Origin of the sequence: Kitasatospora sp. NPDC058190 (genome assembly GCF_042883685.1) — a bacterium.
GTDB lineage: Bacteria > Actinomycetota > Actinomycetes > Streptomycetales > Streptomycetaceae > Kitasatospora.
On record NZ_JBHVVI010000099.1, the window covers coordinates 13,877 to 33,600 of the forward strand.

The window sequence follows — 19,724 nt, forward strand, 5'->3', positions numbered from 1 at the left end:
TCACTTTCCTTCCACCGGTTCGTCCCCGCGTGCCGGGCCCGAGGCGATGCCCTTGGCCACGTTCCCGGCCTGCCCGCCGACCGCCTGCGCGACGTGGCCGCCGAGCTCGCTCAGACCGGGACCGGGCAGGGCGCGGAACGCGGGTTGCAGCGCGCCGTGCCCTTGGACGAAGGCCGACAGGTTCGAATCGACCTGCTGGGCCAGGCCGTTGATCGAGGTGCCGAACTTCTGCTGGGACAGCAGCTCCATCTGCGACGGGGCGTAGACACCCTTGCCGCAGTCGCTCAGGAAGCCCTTCATGTCCAGGACCCGCTGGTAGGCGGCGGGGTCCGCGCCCTGGTAGTAGTACATCATCGGTTCGAGCTTGGTGGTGATGTCCTTGGCCACGCCCCGGGCGGTCTCCTGCAGCGCGCTGCCCGGGCTCAGCTCGTGCGGGTTCATGAACGTCTTGTAGGTGGTCACCGATCCGGTCTGCGCGGCCCACTTGGGATCGGGCGGGTAGCCGAGGGCGTCGTTCTTGAGCACCGGCAGGTCCTGGTACGCCTCCGGGTGCTTGCTCTGGGTGACGGACTGCAGCGCCTTGCCCGCGTCCTTGCCGCCGGTGGCGTCGGCGTACGCCTTGTTGTACGCGGCCTGGAAGTCCTCGTTGGCCTTGGACGGGCTCACCGGCACGCCGTTGTGCTCCAGTTGGCCGGTGCCCCGGAACTGCTTGAGCTCCTCCAGCAGGTCGTCGGCCCGCAACGAGGTGGGCGGGACCTTCTCCAACTGGGCGAGGGTCTGGCGGTAGGCCATCTGGTTGAGGGCCAGGTCGCGGTCCATTCCGACGGTGCCCATGCTCTTGGCGTTGCGCAGGTCGATCAGGTCCCCGGTGGTGAGCGGCCGCCCGCCCCTGGTGAAGCCCTGTGCGTTGAGGGCGGCGACGGTGTCCTCCTGGACCTTCGTCAGCACCGGGTTCAGGGCGTCGGCGTACTCCTTCTGGATCTCCTTGGGAACGGTCTTCAGGGTGGCCTTGGCCTGGTACATGGAGTTGATGTCGACGGCCTTCTGCTGGAGCGCCTGCTGCGCCGCGGCGATCTCGTCCGCGCTCGCCCCCTGTGCCTTCAGGCCGCGCAGGTCACTGGCCATCTGCTGGAATTCCTCCGCCGCCTTCTGTCCGGCGGCCTGTTCGGCGCGGAAGGCGGCGTCGGTGGCGGCGGTGGCCGTCGGGACCGGGCCGGGCGGCGGCTGGCCGCCGTGCAGCTTGCTCAGCGCGGAGGTCTCGGTGGCCGCCTCGGCCGCCGCCGGGCCGATGTTGTTCAGGCCGAGCGAGTGCAGCCCGACGGCATTGCCGAGGTCCTGGACGAAGGCGAGCGCGATGCTGGCCCGACCGGCCTGCGGGGCCGGGCTGTTGGGGTCGATCACCTGGCCGATGGTCGCCTGGTAGGCGGCCTGCAGGGTGTTGATCGGCAGCACCGCGTTGGCCGCGCCGAGCAGGGCCTTGCCGATCCCGCCCTCCTCGTACCCGACGCCGAAGCCCTGGACGGCGTTGCGGCCGACCATGGACGCCCCGAGCTGGGCGGCCCCGGCGGCGGTCAACGGCACCGCGAACGGGGCCAGCAGCATCTCCCCGGCGATGGCGACGTGCTGCCAGCCGACGGCGGCGGCCTCGTGCTCCTGGGCCGCGATCGAATCCAGCTCCGCGGCGGCCGCCTCCGCCTCGTTCCGCCCCTGCGCCTGGGTGAGCAGGGCGGTGGTCATCTGCCGCAGCGCACCCTCGGTGTCACTGCCCGGGGCACCGCTCTCGATCTGCTGCAGCACCCGGTTGGCCATCTCGAACTGGCCGGGCGGGAGGTGGTCGATCAGGTTGCTGAGGTAGTTCTCGCGGGCCTCGGTCGCGTCCAGCTGGTGCAGGTAGTCGGTGTAGTCCTTGTCCCGCTTGGTACTGCCGGCGAGGAGCTTGTCCATGCCGTCGTTGCGGGCCGTCTCCCGGGCTTCCAGTCCCTTCGTGTTGGCGTCCTGGAGGTTCTTCTCCAGGTCCGTGATGGTCTGCAGCTGGTCGGGAGTGAGGCCCTTGGCCGGGTCGACGTTGTCGAGCAGGCCCTGCAGCCGCTGCCAGTAGTGCGACGGGTTGTCGGGGTCGGGGTCGTAGTAGTTGGCGTCGCTCAGCGCCTGGAGCCGGTCCCGGATCGCCTGGGCGGGGTCGGGGGCGGGCGGCGGCGCGGGCGCGGGGGCAGGAGCGGGCGCGGGGGGCTGGTCGGGTATGGGCTGGGCGTCCCCGCTGGGCCCTTCGTCCAGTGGCTCGGGGCCGGGCGGCAGGTCCGGGAGCACCGGTACCGGTTCGTCCGGCGGCAGCGCTGGGAGCGGTCCGGCGTCGACCGGGAACGACGCTTGCCGGCTGGGCAGGGTCAGGGCCGGATCCGCCATCCCCTGAGCGCGGCGCCAGTTGAGGTACTGGTTGAACTCGGCGTCGGTGGGCGGATCGGTGAAGCCGGGGTGGGTGGCGCGCCAGCGCTGGAAGGCCGGGTCGTCCAGCAGCCCCTGGATCCAGTTGTTGATCGCCTGGCGGTCACCGGGCGGCGTGCCCGGCTGCGGCTGCCAGGGCGGCTCGCCGCCGTCGTCCGGGCCGCCGCCGTCCGGTGGACCGGTGCCCGGCTCGCCCGCCAGGGTGCCGGCCAGGTTCCCGAGGAACGAGCCCAGGATCCCGCCCGCCGCCGCCGCGGCCGCCCCGGCCGTTGCGTACCGCAACACCGTGCTGCTGCCGGTGCAGCTCAGCCAGGCCTCGCCCCGGAGCTTGCATTCGAGCGATCCGCCGTCGTCCGCGTGGGCCGGGATGGCGTCGGTGAGCCCGTGCAGGAGCAGCACGGCGCCGACCAGCAGCACGACGCAGGCGGTGGCGGGCGGACGCGCGCCGCTGACGGAGATCAGCACGGCGGCCAGCGCGAGGGCGCCGGCCAGGCCGTATTTGACCGGGCTGTCGGTGATGAACGAGGCGACGATCAGCGATGCGGCGGAGCCGAGCAGGCCCACCGTCATCCCGATGACCCCGGTGATGCGGTGGTGGCGGGTCGGGGCGACCTGTTTGACCACGGCCGACCAGATCCGGCGCAGGAACGTCGACACGATGCTCCCGAGCACGGTCGGTGCTCCCGCGAGCACGCCGACGGCGAGCACCGCCCCGGCCGCGGGCGGGACGATCTGGGCGGCCAGCAGCGCGACCGCCGCACCCCACAGCAGGTGGACGGAGGCCGACCGGTCGCCCCGGACCAGCCCGGCGAGCGTTTGCGGCAGCGCGCGCAGGTCGGCCAGGAAGCGGGTGGTGCCGACGGCGTGCCAGTAGCCGAACACCCCGAACAGCACGGTGGTGAGCAGGCCCCAGAACAGCGCGCCCTGGAAGAAGTTGCCTTGGGTGGTGGCCGGCGCCCCGGGTGGCACCTTCCGCCAGCCGCCGTAGCGGACGGCGATCAGGAAGACGTTCACGGTGTAGCCGATCACGCCGCCGACCACGGCCCCGGTCACGGCGGACCAGACGTGCTCGCGCAGCCACCCGGGCAGCCGCCGGACGACGTCGCCGATGGTGGGGACGGTCTGCTGGACGGTCGCGGTGGTCATCTCAGCGCCCCGTCCAGGGCGACCCGACGGCGGCGGGCAGGGTGGACGGCACCTGGTCGCCGCTGTGCGGGGTCACGCAACGGCACCCGGACCAGGTCGTCACCGAGGGTGCCGATCACGCCGCCGACGGTCCCGACCACGAGGGCGCGGTGCAGCCGGCCCAGGCGCGGGCGACGGGCGGTCGCCACGCCGATGGCGGCGAACGGCGCCAGGCCGTACGCCGGGGCCAGGACGGGGGTGACCGGGAGGAGACCGAGAAGCGCGCACAGGGCCCCGACACCTCGCCCACCGGGCCCGGCGGAGGCCCGGATCACTGGGCTGCCCACGGTCGAGGTGCGCTGCTGTCCTCGTGCCCGTTCGGCCATCGCGGGTTCCGATCCGACCTTCTCCTGCCACGATTCCACCGGCGGGTGACCGAGGGCAACCGGTGACCGGGAGCTACAACTCCCAGTGGCGGATCGTGCGGTCCGCGCTCGCCGAGACCGCGCGCCGGCCGTCCGCGGTGAAGGCCACGCCGTTGACGTTTCCGGTGTGCCCCTCGTACCGGGCCAGCTCCCGGCCGTCCGCCGGGTCGACCAGCCGGACCCGGTTGTCGACACCGAGGACGGCGAGCAGGTCGGCGTCGTAGTAGTCGGTGCCACTGCCGGTCAGCACTCGGCAGCCGTCCGGGGACACCGCCAGGCAGCGCAGGTTGCCCGCGCCGACCTCGAAGTGGCCCGTCTCGGCGCCGGTGACCGGGTCCCACACGTGCAGCAGGTTGTCCATGGTGGTCGCGACGGCGAGGCCGCCCCGGACGGCGAACCCGACACCGGTGACCGCGAACAGCCCCTCACCGAACCGGCCCAGCTCCATGCCCGCGGCCAGGTCCCACAGCCGCACCTGGTCGGCGCCGAACTCGTACTGGGCGGAGCCGGACAGCAGCTGTCGGCGGTCCGGGGAGAAGGCGACGGCGGTGACGTCGGCGGTGTGCCCCGCAAAGCGCCGCAGCTCCTGCCCGGTCGCCGGGTCCCAGCAGCGCACGGTGTGGTCCCCGCAGCCGGTCGCCACCAGTCGGCCCTCCGGGGAGAAGACCGCGGCCAGGCAGCCCTGTTCCTGTCCGTGGAAGCGGCGCAGTTCGGCGCCGATGTCGGTGTCCCACAGGACGGCCGGTCCCCAGACGCCGCCGGACACCGCGAGCCGGCCGTCCGGGGAGAGGGCCGCGCACTGCACCCCGTCCTCGTGGGCGACCCAGCGCCGCAGCTCCGTCCCGGCTTCGAGGTCCCACAGTCTGAGCGTGTGGTCCTCGCTGCCGGACAGGAGCAGACGGCCGTCGCGGGAGAGGGCGAGGCAGGTCACCGCCGCCGTGTGACCGGTCAGGACGGACGCCGCGGACGGCGGGCCGGGTGGCGGGCCCGGTGGCGGGCCTGGGGGCGGGCCGGGAGGCGGACCTGGGGGTGGGCCCGGCGGGGGGCCCGGGGGTGGGCCCGGTGGCGGACCGGGAGGCGGGCCCGGCGGCGGACCCGGCGGGGGGCCGGTTGGAGGTGTCGCGGTGCCCGGCATGTCGGCACTCCTGCATGAGGGGGTGACCCGCCCGCGACCACTGCCGACGCTACCCCTCGCCCGGGCCCGCGACCACGCGCGGAGCTCCGCGCAGAGGCGGCACCCCGGCGGGGCTCGGTGTCGCGGGTCGGGTGGCCGGTCAGCCGCCCGGGTGTGGTGGCCGGGCGTCGACCTCGGCCCAGACCGTCTTGCCGTCGCCGTGCGGCAGGGTGCCCCAGCGGGTGGCGGCCTGCTGGACGATGAAGAGTCCGTGCCCGCCGGGCAGGCCCGGGCGGTGCGGGCGGCGCGGTTCGGGCAGGGCCGTCGACCGGTCGCTGACCTCGATCCGCAGGCGGGTCTCGGAGGCGTCGAGGACGAGGTCCACGGGGCCGCCGGCGTGCAGCATGGCGTTGGCGACGAGTTCGGCGACGAGGAGCACGATGTCGTCCTCGGCCCCGGAGGCGTCCGTCGGCCACGACCAGTCGGCGACGGCCTGCGCGGTGTACGCCCGGGCGCGGGCGACGGGCTTCGGCAGCCCGGCCAGGTGCAGACGCCGCCGCTGGCCGCCGGGCGGCAGCGTGGGGCCGGCGCCCGCCCGGTCGCCGTCGAGGGTTGCCCGGCTGGTCGTCATGTGCGGGTTACCCTTCGGTTTCGGCGCTGTGTTCCGCTACGTCTGCTCGGTTTCCCGACCACTGCCGGATTATGCGTGCCTCCGGCCGGCGGGAGTGGTCAGAGCGGTGCGGCGAGCGCGTCCTCCAGGGACTGATGGAGCGAGAACACGGTGTCCGTGCAGGTCAGTTCCAGCAGCCGCCGCACCGCGACGGAGGGCGCCGACAGGCGGAACTCCACGTCCGCTGCTGCGGCCGCCATCCGCGTCCGCAACAGCAGGTTCAGGCCGGAGGAGTCGCAGAAGTCGACGCGCCCGAGGTCGACGACCAGCAGTGGCGGATGCCGCTCCACCAAGTCGTCGAGCGTGCTCCTGGCGGGGTCCAGGGTCTCGATGTCGAGGTCGCCGGCCAGCGCGCAGACGGCCGCCAGGGTGTCGGTGTGCCAACTGCGCACGGCCAGGTCGGGCCCGGATCGGGCACCCGGCCGGGAGGGTTCGGAGGGGACGGTGGTCGGCGGCACGGTCGCGGGCTCGTTCTCTGCGGGCATCGTCTTCTCGGCTGGCATCGTCGTCGTGTTCCCTCCACGGGGGTCCTCCACGAGCCTACGCACGCCGATCGGGGTACGGCCAGGCCGTGGTCGGCGTGCGTGGCGTCGTGTGTGCTCCTGGTGCCGTGAGGCCGGCTCAGGTGGCGGTGAGGTCCGCGTGCAGGTGCTTCAGCGTGCGGGTGAGGAGACGGGAGACGTGCATCTGGGACAGCCCGAGGCGGGCGCCGATCTGGGACTGGGTGAGCTCCTCGCCGAAGCGCATGCACAGGATGAGCCGGTCGCGTTCCGGCAGGGCGGCGATGAGGGGCTTGAGGACGATCAGGTTCTCCACCGTCGCGAACCGCGCGTCCTCCTCGCCGAGGCGCTGGGCGAGCGGGCTCGGCTCCTCCTCGCCCTCGATGGCGGAGGTGTCCAGGGAGCCGGCGGTGCGGCCGTTGGCGGCGGCGAGCCCCTCGATCACCTCCTCCTCCGACAACTCGAGGTGCGCGGCGAGCTCGGACACGGTCGGCGAGCGGCCCAGCCGCTGGAACAGCACGTCGCGTGCCTTGGCGAGGGTGATGCGCAGTTCCTGCAGGCGTCGCGGCACGTGCACCGCCCAGGTGGTGTCGCGGAAGTGCCGGCGGATCTCGCCGAGGATGGTCGGCAGGGCGAAGGTGGTGAACTCCGCACCGTGGTCGGGGTCGAAGCGGTCGATCGCCTTGATCAGGCCGAGCGAGCCGACCTGTATCAGGTCCTCCTGGGGCTCCCGCCGGTTGCCCACCCGGTGGACCGCGAACCGCACCAGGGACAGATTGAGCTCGATGAGCGTGGCCCGCACGTACGAGTACTCGCGGGTGCCCTCCTCCAGTGTCGACAGCCGGGCCAGCAGCACCCTGGTCAGCTCGCGCGCGTCGGCGGGCGCGACCTCCCGCGGGTTCTCGATGCCGGCCAGCTCCGGGACGACGGCGCGCGGGGCACCGGACGCGTCGACCGTCGAGGCCTCGTCCTGACCCTGGGCTGTCGCCCGGTGGAGGAGTTCGTCACTGGTCGTGGCCATGTCGGTCCTTTCCCCTCGGCGTACGGTCCGTCCCCGGGTACCCGCCGGGACCGGATCCATGTCCGGTCCCGGCGTGAAGATTGTGCGAACGGTCGGCTCGGGCGGACGCCGTCGCGGCGGGCGCATGAACCGCGGCATCGGGGGCAGCCGAGCGGATACGACCCGCCGGGCCGCACCGGACCGGACCGGCCTCACCGCAGCACATCCCACCGGGAGGAGCCCTCGCCCATGGCCATCGCCCCCGCCCAGCCCGGCCTCCCGCCGCCACCGCCGCTTCCGGAGCCCACGGTGCCGCCGAAGCCGACCCGGCCACCCGGCCCGCCCGTGGTGCCCGACCCGCCGCCGCCACCCGGTTCCCCCGTGCCTCCGGCGGATCCACCTCCGGCACCCGATCCCGTCCGGCCGGACCCCGACCCACCCGCGCCGCGGCCGGGCCACCCCCACCCGACCGAACCACCCGACTGAGCCACCGTCAGCGGCGTCCGCCCTCCCGGGCCGGGCCCTCCCCTCCGGCAGCAGAAAGGAGTGCGGCGCATGTGGTGGAGTCTGCTCCGCCTCGCCGTCGTCGGCGTCGCGGCCGCCCTCTTCACCTACGGCCTCGACCGGATGGTGCAGGTGGTGGCGCGGCGGCTGGCCGCCCCCGGGAGCAGCAGCGGCGTACCGGTCGTGGTGCGCAGGTGTCGCCGCCCGGTCCTGGCACTGACGGCGTGCCTGCTGCTCTCCGCCGCGCAGCCGTGGATCAACGCGCCGCCGGCCGCCCGCGAGGGGCTGCGGCACGTCTTCGTGATCCTCTCGATCGCCTCCGGCGGGTGGCTGTGCGCCCGTCTGGTGGCGCTCCTCGTGGACAGCGCACTCAGGCTCGCCGTGCACCGCCGCGATGCGGCGTGGGCCGGGCGGGCCCGGACCCAGGCCAGTGTGCTCGGCCGGATCTGCCAGGCGGTCGTGGCCGTCGCGACCTTGGGTGCGGTCCTGATGACCTTCCCGGTGGTCCGCGGGGTCGGCACCAGCCTGCTGGCCTCCGCCGGGCTGGTCGGTGTGGCGGCGGGCGTGGCGGCGCAGAGCACGCTCGCCAACGTCTTCGCCGGGGTGCAGATGGCCTTCGGCGACCTGGCCCGGATCGGCGACGTCGTCGTCGTGGCCGGTGAGTGGGGGACGGTGGAGGAGATCACTCTGACGGCGGTGGTGATCGCGACCTGGGACCAGCGGCGGCTGGTGATGCCGATGTCCTACTTCGTCGGCCACCCGTTCGAGAACTGGTCCCGCCGCTCCAGCCGGATCACCGGCACGGCCCTGCTCCACCTCGACCACCACGCCCCGGTCGGGCTGCTGCGGGAGGAGTTCGACGACTTCCTGGCCAAGAGCGACCTGTGGGACGGCCGGGGCAGCGCCCTCCAGGTGGTCGACACCACTCCCACCACCATCGTCGTCCGGGCGCTGGCGACGGCGGCGAACGCCGACGACGCGTTCGAACTCCGCTGCCGGCTGCGCGAGCACCTCATCGGCCACCTCCGCGACAACCACCCCTACGCCCTGCCGCGCATCCCCGTGGCGGAGGCGCCGGTGCGGCGCCCGGACGCCCGGGACGCCGCCGACATCCCCGGGCCTGCGCCGGGTCGCCGCACCCCGTCGCCCGAAGGCCCGTAGTCCGACAGTCCGATGGTTCGACAGCCCGTCACCGAAAAGCCCGTCACCGATTCCGCCGGTGTCCGGCCCTGCCCCGTCGCCAGGGCCGGACACCGGCTCGCGCTCGGGTTACGAGCGCGGGTCGATGGGTGCGAGCACACCGAAGTGGCGCTCGATCACCTCGGCGGCCTCCAGGCACAAGTCCTCGCGGTACATCCGCCCGATGACCTGGAGGCCCTGCGGCAAGCCCTCCGCGAGCCCGGCGGGCACGCTCACCGCGGGCACACCGACCAGCGAGGTCACGGTGCACAGGGCTCCCGGCAGCATCATCCGCGCGTGGGCCTCGGTGTCGGTGTCGTCGGGGAGCAGGTAGAACCCGGGGACGGGCTTGGGGCAGGTCGCCCCGAGGATCAGCGGGTGGGTCTCCAGGAGCTCGGCCCAGTCCCGTTGGAGGCCGAGCCGGACACCGGTCTGCCGCAGGAACTCGGCGAGATCGGTGTGGGGCGTGCGCTCCATGAACAGGTCGATGTGCTGGGCGCCCTTCTCGGTGAGCAGCTCCCTGATCCGGGACCACTTCACGCCGAACTCGGTCATGATGAGCTTGCCGTAGCACTCCAGGGACTCGAACAGCTTGGGGATCCGCACCTCCTCCACGGCGTAGCCCGCCTGCTCCAGTGCGGCGGCCGCCTCGTCGATGGCGGCCCGGATCTCGGGGTGGACGCCGGCTCCGGACGGATCGGCCACGATGCCGACCTTGAGCGGACCGGTGGGGCGGGGCCCGTACGCGGGTACCGGGACCGCCCTGGGGTCCTGCGGATCCGCGCCCGCCAGCGCCTCGTACGCCGCGCGCAGGTCGGCGACCGAGCGGGCGATCGGGCCGTCGACGGGGATGAGCTGGGAGGCCAGCATCGGCTCCTGGCCCAGGATGCGGTGGTCGGCGGCGAAGCGGCCGTGGCTCGGCTTCAGTGCGGCCACTCCGTTGAAGGCGGCGGGCAGGCGGACCGAGCCGCCCGAGTCGTTGCCGAGACCGAGCGCCGCCATCCCGACGGCCACCGCCACCCCGTCGCCGGCGCTGCTGCCGCCCGGGGTCTTCGACCGGTCCCAGGGGTTGTACGTCCGGCCGAAGAGCTGGCTCGCGGGGTCCGAGGAGATCGCCAGGTCGGGCATGTTGGCGTGGCCGATCGGGATCGCTCCCGCGGCGCGCAGCCGGCGCACCGGTGGGGAGTCGGTCTCGGCCACGTGATCGCGGAACCTCGGCACGCCGTGCGTGGTCGCCCACCCCGCCACGTGGATGTTCTCCTTGACGGTGAACGGCACGCCGGCCAGCGGGCCGAGCTCCTCCCCCGCCGCGCGGCGCCGGTCGGTTTCGCGCGCGGCCTCGCGGGCGCTGTCCGCCATCAGCTGGGTGACGGCGTTCACGACCGGGTTCACCGCCGCGATGCGCTCCAGGTGGCTCTCGACCACCTCGGTCGCCGAGATCTCGCCACGGGCGACGGCCGCGCCCAACTCGGTGGCGTTCAGCTTCCACGGTTTCGTGTCCATCGCTCGCCGGGCCGCCCGCTGCCCCTCGGTGGTGCGCGGGCCGCCCTGCCCCCTTTCCCTCGCTGCGCCATGACGGGTCGTGCCACGCCATGGCGGCGGCCGACATCGACCGCCCGCCGTTTCGATGCACTTGCATCACATCCCATTCCGGGAAGCGATGCAAGCGCATTACTACGGGGGTGGTGACGGACCGCCGAGGCGGTGCGGCTCGGCCGGTCACACCCCCCGCACCACGTCGAGGGCGGCGTCGCCGAAGGCGCGTACGCGGGCGGTGGCGCCGCCGGCGGGCCAGACCAGGCCCCATTCGACCGGCGCCGCGTCGGTGAGGCGCACGTGGACCACGTCGGGGCGGGCGAAGTACCTCCTGGCGTGGGCCCCCACGACGAAGACGCCCTCGCCCTCGCCCTCGCCCTCGCCCTCGCCCACGAGCGTGAGCGTGAGCGCCTCGCTGGGGGCTGACGGGTCAGGCCGGGGCGCGGCGGACGGTGAGCATGTCCTGGGTGTGGCCGATGGCGTACGTGCCGTCGGGCTGGGTGAAGTGCTCGCGGACGTAAGCGGTGAGGGCGGCTCGGGTGGGGCGGGGGTCGAGGGTGGCGAGGTCGGCGACGTTGACCATGAACTCGGCAACGTCGACGGCTTCGGCGAGGCCGGGCGTGCGGTAGTGGAGGGCGAGGGTTTCCAGGGCGTAGCCGTGGGAGGGGTGTTGGGCGCGGAGGCGGTCACGGAGGGGGCGCAGGTCGTAGCGGACACTGGTGAAGTGGGCGGCCATCCGCATGCAGGGGCTGTCAGGGTTCTGCAGGACGATCAGGAGGGTGCCGCCGGGGGCCGTCCAGCTCAGTGCCCGGGTGGCGGTGGGGAGCCAGTCGGGTTCCGGGACGTAGTAGAGGACGTGGGAGAGGTGCACCAGGTCGGCCGGCTCGGGCGGTTGGGCCCGGTCGAGCGGCTCCGGGAGGACGAGGGCCTCGGGGCAGGTGATGCGGAGCTTCTCGCGCATGGCGGCGCTGGGCTCGACGGCGATCACGCGGTCGAAGTACCCGGCCAGGTGGGCGGTGGTGCGGCCGTCGCCGGCGCCCAGGTCGAGCAGGACGCGGCGGCGCGGGAGGGCGGACGCGATCTCGCTCAGCCGGGCGTGGGTGCGGGGCTTCTCGTCCGTACCGACGAGGAAGAGTTCGAAGGCCCGGCGGTAGTCGGTGCCCGAGACGTCGAGGACTCGAAGTGGAGTGGTGTCGGTGGCCGACGGCTCCATCGGGCGGCGCCTCCTGTGGTGTGCGGGCTCGGCGGTGGGCCCATTGCACCTCGCTGGGGCCTTGACGGGGTGCAGGCACGTTCCTGCGCGCGTGTTGCACCGATGATCTGACCGCCCGTCGTCAACTCCCCGATCGGCGGCTTCACCTGGCGGGGTGGTTAGCTTCCGATTTTCCGAAGGTAGTCGAACCGCCCCGTCCGATCGGCCTGGTACGAATTCGGAGCGAAGGAAATCCGGTACGTGGGGGCGCGGTTGCCGCGCCGCCGGAGTGGTTCGGGAGGGAGGCGGGGAACGGATGAGGGCAGCGACGGACGTCCGGACCGTAGCCGTGGCCGGGGTGGAGTTCGGGTGGGGCAGTTCGGGGAAGTTGAGCGCGGTGCTGTCCGCCCTGCGTGACCGGGGCGGAGGGAAGCTCAGATTCATCGGGCTGGCATCCGGACTCGGGCGGCCGGTGCTCGCCGCGCAGCCGGTACAGCGCTGGTTCGACCTGCCGGAGGGTGGATGGGGCGAGGAGCTCGGGCGGATCGTCCAGGCGCAGCGCGTGCGGGCGGCGCTGGTGGTGATGGACGGGGGGCTGGCGAAGGCACTGCGCGCCCACGGCGTGCCGGTGGTGTTCGTGGACAGCCTGCCCTTCCTCTGGGCGGAGGGTGACCGGCCCGACCTCCCGCTGGACACCGAGGTGTACTGCGCCCAGCGGTGCGTGGAGCTGCCCTCGGAGGCCACCGGGGTGCTGGCGGACGCGCGCCGCCTCCGCTGGGTGGACGCGGTGATCGCCGGCGGCGGCGTCACCCGCGATGCCGCGCCGACGCGGCACCCCCGGCGCGCCCTGATCAGCCTCGGCGGTCTGCGTGCTCCCCGACTCGCCGACTGGGCCAGCTATCCGCGCATCGTGCTGCCCGCCGCGTTGGAGGCCCTGACCGCGAGCGGGGTCACCGAGGTGCACCTCGCGGGGAACCTCCCTGCCTGGTTGGCCGCGCAGCTCATCGACTCCTGTGTGCATCCGGCCGTCACCACCGTGGGCGCCCTCCCCCACGAGGACTTTCTGCGCCGCCTCGCCGAATGCGACGTGCTGCTCACCTCCCCCGGGTTGACCACGCTTCTGGAGGCCGGGCGGCTCGGGACGCCGACGCTCTGCCTGCCGCCACAGAACCTGAGCCAGGTCTTCAACGGCCGCTTCCACAGCCAGGCGCTCGGCACCGACGTCCGAACGCCCTGGCCCAGCACGGTCTTCGCCGAGCAGGAGGCACTCGCGCTACGCGCCCACGGCGCGGGGAAGGCCCTCGACCTCATCTACGGCGGGATCGCCCGCGCCGCCGACCTCGACCGCCAGCGGACGGCAACGGCCGTACGGGAGAGCCTGGTCGAGAAGCTGAAACACCTGGCCGGTGGGCCCGGCACCGACTGGACGGCGCTGACCACGGCGGTCGGCACGGGCGGCGCGGCGCAGGTCGCCGACGCCCTGCTCGAAGTCCTGGGGGCCGCCATCCCTGCCCGCCGCTGAGTCCCGCCGTTCCACGCCCGCTGACCTGTGCCGACTACCCTGTTCCGACCGCCCGTTGAGGTGAGCCGCTGACCAGGCCGACGCCACCGATACGAGCGTCTGCCAGCCCTCGCCGCCCGAGCTCCAGTGGGCCGCACTCGGACGTCTACCGGGGCATCCGTCCGGACCTTCGCTCCCGGCGGTGGCGCTGCGCGGGAGGCCTGGTGCTGCCGCCGCCAGGCTCCGGCACGGTCCGCCGGATCACCCCGACGGCGGAGCTGCTCCGTGTCCCCGGTGTGGTCGAGGCCGTTCTCAAGGTCGGTGTCGGCGACGCGGTGTCCGCCCGGCGGGCCTCGCACAACGCCTCGGGATACCCCACCACCAAGACCCATGAGACCCACGCGACAGCCCCTACCACCGATAGGAGTACACGGCGTGCGACGCCCTCTCCCCCTGTTCTCCGCCCTCGCCGTGCTCCTGTCGGTGGCCGCCGGGCCGCCCGGCCGCGCGCCCTTCGACCCGACGCGCACCCCCGGCACGCCCGTCTACTCCGTCGAGCTGCGCAGCGACGCCACCGGCGCGCACTGGCAGGGCCACGAGCGGATCACCTTCAGCAACACCTCGCCCGAACCGCTGCGCGAGGTGTACCTGCGGCTCTGGGACAACTACCACGGCAGCTGCACGGCCCCGCCGGTGCGGGTGTCCGGCCTCAACGCCTCCGCCGAGGTCGCCTGCACCGCGCTGCGCGTGCCCCTGCCCCGTCCACTGCCCCAAGGCGTCTCCGGGAGTGTCGAGTTCGACCTCTCCATCGACGTCCCGGACGGCGTCGACCGCTTCGGCCGCGACGGCGCCTTCAGCTTCCTCGGCAACGCCCTGCCCGTCCTCGCGGTCCGGGACGACGCGGGCTGGCACCTCGACCCGTACAGCGACCTCGGCGAGTCCTTCTACGGCCTCGCCTCCGACTTCGCCGTCACCCTCGACCACCCCACCGACCTGCTGGTCCCCGCCACCGGCAGCGCCCTGGACACCCCCGGCGAGCCAGGCCGCACGGTCACCCGGGTGGGCGCCCACCAGGTGCGCGAATTCGCCTGGGCGGCAGGGCCGTTCAGCCGGATCGCGGGCCGATCCGCCGACGGCGTCCGGATCGCCGTCTACTCGGCCGCCGACATCAAGGCGGAGAACGCCCGCGCGATGCTCGACCTGTCCCTGCGGACCATCGACGCCCACTCCGCCCGCTACGGCGCCTACCCGTACGGCGATCTGGCCCTGGTGCTCGACAACGGCTTCGCGTTCGCCGGCATGGAGTACCCGGCCTTCGTCCTCGACCGGATCAGACCCGCCGCCGTCATCCACGAACTGGCGCACCAGTGGTGGTACGGCATCGTCGGCGACGACCAGTACCGCGCGCCCTGGCTGGACGAGTCCTTCACCGAGTACGCCATGGACCTCGCCCTCGGCGACACCGGCGAGGGCTGCACCGCCGCCACGCCCTGGCAGTCCGCGGACGAACGCCTCACCAACCCGATGAGCTACTGGGACGCCCACCCCGGCCGCTACGAGGCGGTCATCTACGACCGCGGCTCCTGCGCCCTGCACGAACTGCGCCGCCTGATCGGGCCGGACCCGATGTCCGCCCTGCTGCGTAGCTACGCCCGCGCCCACTGGTACGGCGTCTCGACCACCGCCGACTTCAAGGCCGCCGCCCAGGCCGCGACCTCCGTCGACCTGACGCCCTTCTGGCGCGAGCACCGCATCGACTGAGCCCGCGCCGGCTCGGTTAATCGGTGGCCCGGCCCTCCCGCGCGCTCCTACAGTGTCCGCCGGATCAAGGACGTTCAGGGAGCCGGACATGCGAGTGCACTACCCTCGGACGCCGCATCTCCCCTGGTCACCGGGGGCGGCGGCGGACGACGTACGGACCGGGGACCTCTCCGCTCTGGCCGGCGCGGAGGTCGTCGTCACCGAGAAGCTCGACGGCGAGAACACCACGCTCTACCCCGACGGCCTGCACGCCCGCTCGCTGGACTCCGCGCACCACCCCTCCCGGGCCTGGGTCAAGGGCCTGCAGAGCCGGATCGGCGCCCGGCTCCCGGAGGGCTGGCGGATCTGCGGGGAGAACCTGTTCGCCCGGCACTCCATCCCGTACACCGACCTGGACAGCTGGTTCTACGGTTTCTCGGTCTGGACCGAACGGGACCACTGCCTCGACTGGGACGACACCGTCCGCTTCCTGCGCCGCCTCGGCATCCCCGTACCCCGGGTGCTGTGGCGCGGCCGCTACGACGAACGGGCGCTGCGTGCACTGCGGTTGGACCTCGACCGGCAGGAGGGGTACGTGGTCCGGACGGTCCGGGGCTTCCCCCGCGCCGAGTTCGGCGAGCGGATCGCCAAGTGGGTCCGCCCGCAGCACGTGCGCACCGACACCCACTGGATGCACGCCGCCGTGGTGGAGAACGGGCTCGGCCCGAACGCCGCGCTCTGGGCGGCGCGTTCCGGCCAGCTGCCCGAACTCCCGATGCTGGCCGAGGCCTTGGGACTGCCCGAACTGATCTGCAAGCCCGATGAGTTGGCCGAGGTCTCCGCCCGACTGGACGAACTCGGCCGGACCGGGGACACCCGGCTGGCCGGTGTGCTCGCCATCGCGCTGCGCACCGCCCGCCGGGAGCAGCTCGCGCCGCGGCTGGCCGGGCGGCTCGGCCTGCCGCTGGCCCGGCGGGTCGCCGACCTGGTCGGGCTGCATCCCGGTCTGCACCAGCCGTACCCGGACGAGGACCGCCGCGCCGGGCTGGTCCGGCTCTCCTGCGCCGCCGACCTCGGCCTGCTGCACGCGGTCGCCGCGGCCGCCGCCCCCGGCCGGGCCGAGCGGGAACAGGTCGCCTGGTCCGCCCTGCACGCCGAGGACGCCGGGCTGCTCGGCCCGGACCCGCTCGGCCGGCTGCGCACCGGTCTGCGCGAGGCGCTGGCCGGCCTCGACCGCGACGCCGCCGACCGCTGCTGGGCGCAGGCCCGCGAGGCCTACGCGCTCGGCCGGATCTCCACCGTGGAGGAGGCCGTCGCCGCCGCCTGGCGCTGGCGCGACGGCCGCTTCCCCCGTCTGGTCCACCTGAGCGGCCCGGCCGGCAGCGGCAAGAGCACCTTTGCCGCCACGCTGCCCGGGGCCGCCACCCGGATCAGCCTGGACGACCTGCGAGCCGCCCGCGGCTCGCGCGCCGACCAGCGCGACAACCCCGAGGTGCTGCGCGAGGGCCTGGACCGGCTGGACGCCGCGCTCGCCGACCCGGCCGCCACCGTGGTCTGGGACGCCACCTCCCTCAACCGCCACCAGCGCTCCCACGTCCACGCCGTCGCCCGGCGCCGGGACTCCCTGGTCACCCAGGTGGTGCTGCTGGTCGGCGAGGAGGAGCTGCTGCGCCGCAACGCCGTGCGCCCGCACCCGGTGCCGCCCGAGGTACTCACCGCCCAGCTGCACCGCTACAGCCCGCCGTACCCCGGCCAGGCCCACCGCACCTGGTACGTCGGCCCGGGTGGCACCGTGGAAGACACGGCGGGCACGCTCGAACCGCTCGACCCCGTGGAGGACTGATGCGACCCATCGAACAGGTCTGCCAGCGCATCCGCTGGGACGCCCGCTTCGACCCGGCCCGGTTCACGCTGGGCGTGCGCCAGCGCGACGACCGCACCGAGCGCGTCCCGCTGGAGGCCTTCGCCGCCTCCGGCGAGATCCCGTGGCACCGGGTGCACTGGGTCGAGGCCGAAGGCGTGCGGGTGTGGGACCGCGCCACCGGCACGGACCTCCTGGACACCACCGAGGCCGGGCGCCGCACCGACCCGCGCCGCCTGCCCGCACCCTTCTTCACCGCCACCGCCCCGCACGTCTGGCGGCCGGAGGGCGGCTGGCAGAGCGGCGTCGACGCCGGGACGGCGGTCGCGGACAGCCTGCGCGTGGTCACCTGGAACACCCTGTGGGACCGCTACGACGCCGACCGGATCGACACCGCCCGCCGCCGACCGCTGCTGCTCGCCGCACTGGAGGCCGCCGACGCCGACGTCATCGCCCTGCAGGAGGTCGAACCGGCCCTGGTCTCCCTGCTGTTGGCCGCTCCCTGGGTCCGGGACGGCTACGCCCTGGGCGCCGACCCGAACGGCCCGGACGTGGCCGACCACGGGCTGCTGCTGCTCAGCCGGCTCCCCGTACTGGAGGCCGGACGGCACCAGCTCGGCCCGCACAAGGCCGTCATCGCCGTCACCGTCCGGACCGCCGACGCACCGCTGACCGTCGCCGCCGTCCACCTGAGCAGCGACCACTCGCCGGACGGCCCGGCCCGCCGACAGAGCGAACTCGCCGCGCTGGCCGAGGGCTTGGGCGCAGTCGTGGGCGAGCTGCTGCTGCTCGGGGACTTCAACGACTGCCGCTCCGGCCCGGCGGGCCCGGCCGCCGCGCTCGGGCTGCGGGACGCCTGGACCGAGGTGCACGGTCCGGCCGACGACACCCCCACCTTCGACCCGGGTGCCAACCCGCTCGCCGCCGTCTCCACGCTCACCGGCCGAGCCGCCCGCCTCGACCGCGTGCTGCACCGCTGCGAGAGCGCCCGGGCCACGGGGGCCGCCCTGCTCGGCGACCGCCCGACCGCCGACGGACTCCACCCCTCCGACCACTACGGCGTGGCTGTGGACCTCGCCCTCGGCGGCAGCTCCTCCCCGACGACGCTCGACGCCGCGCCGACCGCGCGCACCGCCGTCGCCTGGCTGCCGCCCGAGGAGCTGTGGCCGCCGATCCAGCGCCTGCGCGCCGCGTACGACCCGCAGCTGCGCCGCTGGCCGCCGCACGTCAATCTGCTGTTCGGCTTCGTCCCGGAGGCCGAGTTCGACCGCGCCCTGCCACTGCTCGGCGCGGCCGCCGCCGAGGCTTCCCCCTTCACCGCCCGTCTGGACGGCGTCCACACCTTCGGCCACCGCGAGGACGCCACCGTCTGGCTGGACCCGGCCGCCGCCTCGCCCGAGCCCTGGGCGGCGCTGCGGCACGCCCTCGAACGGCGCTTCCCCCGCTGCCGGGGCCGCGCCGGGGGCTACACCCCGCACCTGACCCTCGGGCGCAGCGCGGACCCGCAGCGGGTGGCCGCCGACTGCGCGGCCCGGCTCGGCGGGGTCTCGGCGAGGGTGGGCGAGCTGGTGGTGCTGTCCCGGCGGGGCGACGAGCCGATGCGGGTGCGCGCGGTGGTCGAGCTGGGGACGGGCGAGGTGCGGGTCCCGCCGGCGGAGCCGGTGGTCCCGCTGCGGCCCGAGCCCGCTGAACGTACGGCTGTCGCCGCCGAGTTGGCCGCACGGATCGCAGCGGAGCTGCCCGAGGGCGTGGTCCACACCGTCGGCTCGCGGCGGCTGGGCTGCCAGCTGGACGGGGGCGACCTGGACCTGGTGGCGGCCCTGCCCGGCCCGGCCGATCTGGAGGGCGTCCGCGCCCGGGTGGCGGCCGCACTGCCGAAGGCGGGCCGGGTGCGCGAGGTGCGCGGCGCCCGGGTGCCCGGACTGCGGCTGGAGGCGGGCGGGCTGACCGTCGACCTGGTCGTGGTGTTCACCGGCGAGCTCGAACCCTCCCAAGCCGTCGCCCGGCGCGCCGAGTTGGGCGAGTCGGCCGCGGCCGCGCTGAGCGCGGTCACGGACACCGAGGCGATCCTGACGGCGGTCGGTGAGCGGCACGGGCGTTTCGTGCGACTGGCCCGGCAGGTCAAGACCTGGGCGCGGGCGCGCGGCCTGGACTCCGCGCCGTTCGGCCAACTACCGTCGCTGGCCTGGTCGGTGCTGGTCGCGCGAACCGTCCTGGACGCGGATGACACCGCCGAGGCCGCCCTGTTCCAGAGCTTCGCCGAGACCTGGGCCTGCTGGGACTGGCGCCGACCCGTCAGTCTGACGGCAGACTCCACGGACCGGGCCGCCGCTCCCCTGACCGTCCTCACCCCCTCCGCCCCCGTCCGCAGCTGCACCGGCCAGGTCGGCGCCGACGCCCGCGACCTGATCGCCGAGGAGCTCTACCGTGCCTGGGAGCTCAGCACCGAGAGCCCCGACCCCTGGCCCGCGCTGCTTTCCCCGCCCCCGCTGCACCGCCGCCACGCCGCCTGGGCCGTGGTCACCACCGGCGAGGAGTCACTCGGCGCCGTCCGCGGCCGCCTCCGGGCCCTTCTCACCGCGCTGGAGGAAGCCGGCGCCACCCGCCTCCACGCCTGGCCCCACCCCTACCGTGGCCGCGACGGCCGCACCCACTTCGCCATCGGCCTCGGCCCCACCCCACTGACCCGGGCCCGGCTCACCCCGATCGCCACCGCCTGGTCCCGGGGCCTCGCGGGCGTCCACGTCGAGTACGCCGAGGGAGGCTCGGTCCCGACGCTCGAACCGCCGCGGGACGACCGCGGTTGAGCGCCTGGGCCGACCAGGCGGTGGCGGCGCCCCCCCGCCGGGGGGGGGGGGGCCCGCCGCGCGCCCGGGGCCCCCCCCGGGACCCCCCCCCCCCCGCCGGGGGCGGGACAACACCCCCGCGGGGCCCA

Annotated in this window: 14 protein-coding genes and 1 pseudogene; 6 read left to right on the forward strand and 9 right to left on the reverse strand. The window is 74.5% G+C overall.

What is annotated here, in order from left to right; all coding sequences use genetic code 11:
• The 6 genes from ACFVWU_RS33815 to ACFVWU_RS33840 all read right to left on the reverse strand — a co-directional run bounded on the left by ACFVWU_RS33815 (position 1) and on the right by ACFVWU_RS33840 (position 7,297).
• Positions 1-3,588, reverse strand: coding sequence for a hypothetical protein (locus ACFVWU_RS33815; protein WP_387627932.1), 3,588 nt, complete (start codon positions 3,586-3,588; stop codon positions 1-3).
• A complete protein-coding gene (locus ACFVWU_RS33820; protein WP_387627933.1) occupies positions 3,585-3,953 on the reverse strand; it encodes a hypothetical protein in 369 nt (122 codons plus the stop codon). Before ACFVWU_RS33820 ends, ACFVWU_RS33815 begins: the two co-directional genes overlap by 4 nt.
• Before the next feature lie 73 nt (positions 3,954-4,026).
• Positions 4,027-5,127, reverse strand: a complete 1,101-nt coding sequence (locus tag ACFVWU_RS33825; protein ID WP_387627935.1) for a WD40 repeat domain-containing protein — start codon at positions 5,125-5,127, stop codon at positions 4,027-4,029.
• Between the two features lie 139 nt (positions 5,128-5,266).
• Entirely contained in the window at positions 5,267-5,737 is a 471-nt protein-coding gene (locus tag ACFVWU_RS33830; protein WP_387627937.1) for an ATP-binding protein, read from the reverse strand.
• A gap of 98 nt (positions 5,738-5,835) precedes the next feature.
• Positions 5,836-6,279: an STAS domain-containing protein gene (locus ACFVWU_RS33835; protein ID WP_387627938.1), complete on the reverse strand. Its 444-nt coding sequence runs from the start codon at positions 6,277-6,279 to the stop codon at positions 5,836-5,838.
• Positions 6,280-6,397: 118 nt separating this feature from the next.
• The gene (locus ACFVWU_RS33840; protein WP_387627940.1) at positions 6,398-7,297 is read right to left on the reverse strand and encodes a SigB/SigF/SigG family RNA polymerase sigma factor; all 900 of its coding nucleotides are present in this window, start codon (positions 7,295-7,297) and stop codon (positions 6,398-6,400) included.
• A gap of 534 nt (positions 7,298-7,831) precedes the next feature.
• On the opposite strand from ACFVWU_RS33840, the gene ACFVWU_RS33845 reads away from it, so the two are divergent.
• Positions 7,832-8,941, forward strand: coding sequence for a mechanosensitive ion channel family protein (locus ACFVWU_RS33845; protein ID WP_387627942.1), 1,110 nt, complete (start codon positions 7,832-7,834; stop codon positions 8,939-8,941).
• 108 nt (positions 8,942-9,049) lie between these two features.
• Here the strand turns inward: ACFVWU_RS33845 and ACFVWU_RS33850 are convergent, their stop codons facing one another.
• The 3 genes from ACFVWU_RS33850 to ACFVWU_RS33860 form a co-directional block, all read right to left on the reverse strand.
• Positions 9,050-10,462, reverse strand: coding sequence for an amidase (locus ACFVWU_RS33850; protein WP_387627944.1), 1,413 nt, complete (start codon positions 10,460-10,462; stop codon positions 9,050-9,052).
• A gap of 216 nt (positions 10,463-10,678) precedes the next feature.
• Positions 10,679-10,888, reverse strand: a complete 210-nt coding sequence (locus ACFVWU_RS33855) for a hypothetical protein (RefSeq protein WP_387627945.1) — start codon at positions 10,886-10,888, stop codon at positions 10,679-10,681.
• A 37-nt stretch (positions 10,889-10,925) separates the two neighbouring features.
• Positions 10,926-11,708, reverse strand: a complete 783-nt coding sequence (locus ACFVWU_RS33860) for a class I SAM-dependent methyltransferase (protein ID WP_387627947.1) — start codon at positions 11,706-11,708, stop codon at positions 10,926-10,928.
• 295 nt (positions 11,709-12,003) lie between these two features.
• Between ACFVWU_RS33860 and ACFVWU_RS33865 the strand changes: the two genes are divergently transcribed.
• The 5 genes and pseudogenes from ACFVWU_RS33865 to ACFVWU_RS33885 all read left to right on the forward strand — a co-directional run bounded on the left by ACFVWU_RS33865 (position 12,004) and on the right by ACFVWU_RS33885 (position 19,596).
• Positions 12,004-13,209 carry a hydroxymethylcytosylglucuronate/cytosylglucuronate synthase gene (locus ACFVWU_RS33865; RefSeq protein WP_387627949.1) on the forward strand — a complete coding sequence of 402 codons (1,206 nt, stop codon included), beginning with the start codon at positions 12,004-12,006 and terminating at the stop codon, positions 13,207-13,209.
• A gap of 203 nt (positions 13,210-13,412) precedes the next feature.
• Positions 13,413-13,550, forward strand: a pseudogene (locus ACFVWU_RS33870) (ATP-dependent carboxylate-amine ligase); the annotation flags it as partial.
• Between the two features lie 73 nt (positions 13,551-13,623).
• Complete coding sequence (locus tag ACFVWU_RS33875) at positions 13,624-14,949, forward strand: M1 family metallopeptidase (RefSeq protein WP_387627951.1); 1,326 nt, start codon at positions 13,624-13,626, stop codon at positions 14,947-14,949.
• An 88-nt stretch (positions 14,950-15,037) separates the two neighbouring features.
• A complete protein-coding gene (locus tag ACFVWU_RS33880) occupies positions 15,038-16,771 on the forward strand; it encodes an RNA ligase family protein (protein WP_387627952.1) in 1,734 nt (577 codons plus the stop codon).
• Positions 16,771-19,596 carry a poly(A) polymerase gene (locus ACFVWU_RS33885; RefSeq protein ID WP_387627954.1) on the forward strand — a complete coding sequence of 942 codons (2,826 nt, stop codon included), beginning with the start codon at positions 16,771-16,773 and terminating at the stop codon, positions 19,594-19,596. Before ACFVWU_RS33880 ends, ACFVWU_RS33885 begins: the two co-directional genes overlap by 1 nt.
• Positions 19,597-19,724: the final 128 nt, after the last annotated feature.